1 protein-coding gene is annotated in these 438 nt (G+C 46.1%); it reads right to left on the reverse strand.

All coding sequences use genetic code 11. The features are described 5' to 3' along the window. Nucleotides 1–438: type 4b pilus protein PilO2 (gene pilO2, locus RTW80_RS27350; RefSeq protein ID WP_312721219.1), on the reverse strand; the 438-nt coding region annotated here is incomplete at both ends.

The following is a 438-nucleotide window of genomic DNA, read 5'->3' on the forward strand; positions in this document are numbered from 1 at the left end:
CGTGATGTACCTGGACGCATAAATATGACCTTCTGAGGAATAACTGAAAGTACCGCCGTTTAATTCAAAATGGATATTGCTCAGACGAACGCCGGTATCCTGAAATAAAGGGAACAACTCATCAGGATTTACAGGCGTTGATAAACTGAACTGATATTCTTTCCATTTCTGAACAGGGGCTGGTTCACCATCGTTACCTGGTAATGGTTCCGGTATGGCTATTTCATTAATGGCCGGCGTTAACTGTTTTTTCTGAAACCACGTGAACACCCGCATCAGTTGTTCTGAGGGGGCAGGGACTGCCTCATCCCTGCGGGGCAGGGAAGGCAGTAGCCGGGTTACAGAAGCCAGGCGTGCACCATCTTTAAGGTTAAAGTCAGGAATAACATTAAAGATTTCTTTGCTTCTTGCCAGAAAGCCTTCAATAGTTCCTCCTGG

Source organism: Escherichia sp. AM3 (assembly GCF_032029835.1).
Lineage (GTDB): Bacteria > Pseudomonadota > Gammaproteobacteria > Enterobacterales > Enterobacteriaceae > Escherichia > Escherichia coli.